The sequence below is a fragment of the Streptomyces sp. SM1 genome, assembly GCF_002910825.1.
GTDB lineage: Bacteria > Actinomycetota > Actinomycetes > Streptomycetales > Streptomycetaceae > Streptomyces > Streptomyces okerensis.
On record NZ_NEUB01000786.1, the window covers coordinates 1 to 1879 of the forward strand.

Genomic DNA, 1879 nt, shown 5'->3' on the forward strand with positions numbered 1-1879 from the left:
ACGATCACCAGGACGGTGCCGAACTTCGCGGTCAGCTTGTCGAAGACGGCCCGCAGCTTCGGCTCGCTGTTGGGCAGTTGCTTGTCGAAGACCTTCTTCCCGGCCGGGGTGAGTCCGTGGCCGTGGTGAGCACTCTTGCCGACGTCCAGGCCCAGGAACACGCCCACGTCTTCGGTCTCGAACATCGCGCCCCTCCCAAGGGGTGTTGACGGTGCCGGCCTCGGCATCGGTGTCGTACTCGCGCATCCACGTTATGCAGACCTGCCGCCCGCGAGCTGTCCGGCATTGCGCCGGACCGGACGGTGGCCGGACCTCTCATCAGCGTCTCCGACGGCACCTCCCGGGCCCGGTGACACCACCCCCCAGGTCATGCCTTCGACAGGGGGCAACAGTCATGCCGGGCCCGGAGGCCAGCGGCCCTCTTGCAGGACCGCGGAAAACATAACGGGGGGGGGCGGGGGTCGTGTCGTCAGGCGCCGGGTGGTGCGTTCCCCATGGCGATCGCCTGGACGGGGCAGGACAGCGCGGCCTGGATGACCTGCCGCGGGGTGGCCGTCCGCGCCCCCTCGGGCACGAGCGTGGCGTACCCGTCGTCGTCCTGGGTGAAGACGGCGGGTGCCGTCAGGGTGCACTGCCCGGACCCGATACAGGTGCGGTGGTCGATGCGGATCTCCATCTGGGGCGGTCTCCGGTGGTCGGGCGGGGACGGCATTGGCCGAGCTCGTGCACGGTGGCACGGTCGAGCGTCAGCATGACCCACTCCTCGAAGTCGCGGTCTCCTCTCGACGCGGCCTCCCGCCAGCGCTGGACACGGTCGGAGGGGGCGCTGATCCGGAGCTGGCTGGCCCGCGCCGGAATGGCGGGCCGGTCTCCTCTGCGGCTCTCCCGCAGCCGCAGTCGGAGCTGGTTGCGTGGCCAGCCGTGCTGCTCCGCCTGGTCGAGCCAGGTGTCGGCCTCCGCCGGCGGCAGGGAGGCGACCTCGGCGTGGTGACCGAAGCTCAGTGTCTCGCGCCGACGCCACAGCTCGAAGTGCCGTGCCACCCAGGCGTAGTTGCGCAGTGTCTGGTAGTCGAGGCCCGCGGCCTGGACTCCGGTCTGGTAGCGGTCCGCGTAGCGGTCCTGGCCGTAGACGAGCCAGTCGCCCAGGCACCAGGCGGAGGAGTCGGCGATCTGGAAGATGTGCTGCCCGGCCTTCTCCCATCGGTCGTAGGTGAGGCTGGTGGGTATCTTGAGGCCGACCCGGGTGGTGAATATTCGATCCTGCTCGCCGGGTCTGCGGGGGCGGGCCGCCTGGGTCGCTCGGCGGCCGACTGGCAATGGACGGTCACTCCGGTCGTACTTTGCGATGTGCTGCACCGGCTTTCTCCTGAAATCGGGGCATGATACATCTCGCACCGTTCATCGCGCCCTCAAGCCATTAAGGGCGCAAGTGCAAAAACGGTAGTCACCGTCCGAGATACCGTCAATGAGTCTTTGTCAGTAACGAATCATTACGTTGCGTGACTAATCAGATGGTGCGGTCGTACTCGAGCTGGAGCAGGACGAGGGCTGCGGCGGCGATCTTCGTGATGCGGCTGGGGTCGAGGCTGACCCGGCGTAGTGCCTTGAAGGTGGTCTTGAGCAGGGAGTTGGCGCGCTCGCAGACGCCGTGGACGCCGCGGATGACCTTGTTGTAGGTCTGCTGGGCCTCGGTCAGCTCGCCTCCGGCGGGCTTCTTGTGCGGGTGGCGAAAACCGTCGCCGGCGTTCTCGTAGCCGAGGTCGACGAGGGTCGGCATGTCCAGCTCGGCAGCGATCCGGTTGAGGGCATCGATCAGGCCGTGGTGGCGGGCGCAGGTGGTGTCGTGCTCGCGGCCCGGGCGGACCGGTGAGACCCAGAT

Annotated in this window: 4 protein-coding genes; all 4 read right to left on the minus strand. The window is 68.2% G+C overall.

From position 1 onward, the window contains the following. A partial coding sequence (locus B9S61_RS24080) for a transposase (protein WP_146064863.1) occupies positions 1–185 on the minus strand: 185 nt, incomplete at its 3' end. 284 nt (positions 186–469) lie between these two features. Further along, the gene (locus tag B9S61_RS24085; RefSeq protein WP_103544126.1) at positions 470–676 is read right to left on the minus strand and encodes a ferredoxin; all 207 of its coding nucleotides are present in this window, start codon (positions 674–676) and stop codon (positions 470–472) included. After that, positions 622–1356, minus strand: coding sequence for an LmbU family transcriptional regulator (locus B9S61_RS24090; protein WP_219819952.1), 735 nt, complete (start codon positions 1354–1356; stop codon positions 622–624). The genes B9S61_RS24085 and B9S61_RS24090 overlap by 55 nt, the downstream gene beginning before the upstream one ends. A gap of 151 nt (positions 1357–1507) precedes the next feature. Then, the coding region (locus B9S61_RS24095; RefSeq protein ID WP_146064936.1) for a transposase family protein at positions 1508–1879 on the minus strand (372 nt) is incomplete at its 5' end.

Excerpts from the sequence above, each read along its gene's own strand:
- B9S61_RS24085 (WP_103544126.1), bottom strand. The coding sequence starts at position 676 with ATGGAGATCCGCATCGACCACCGCACCTGTATCGGGTCCGGGCAGTGC.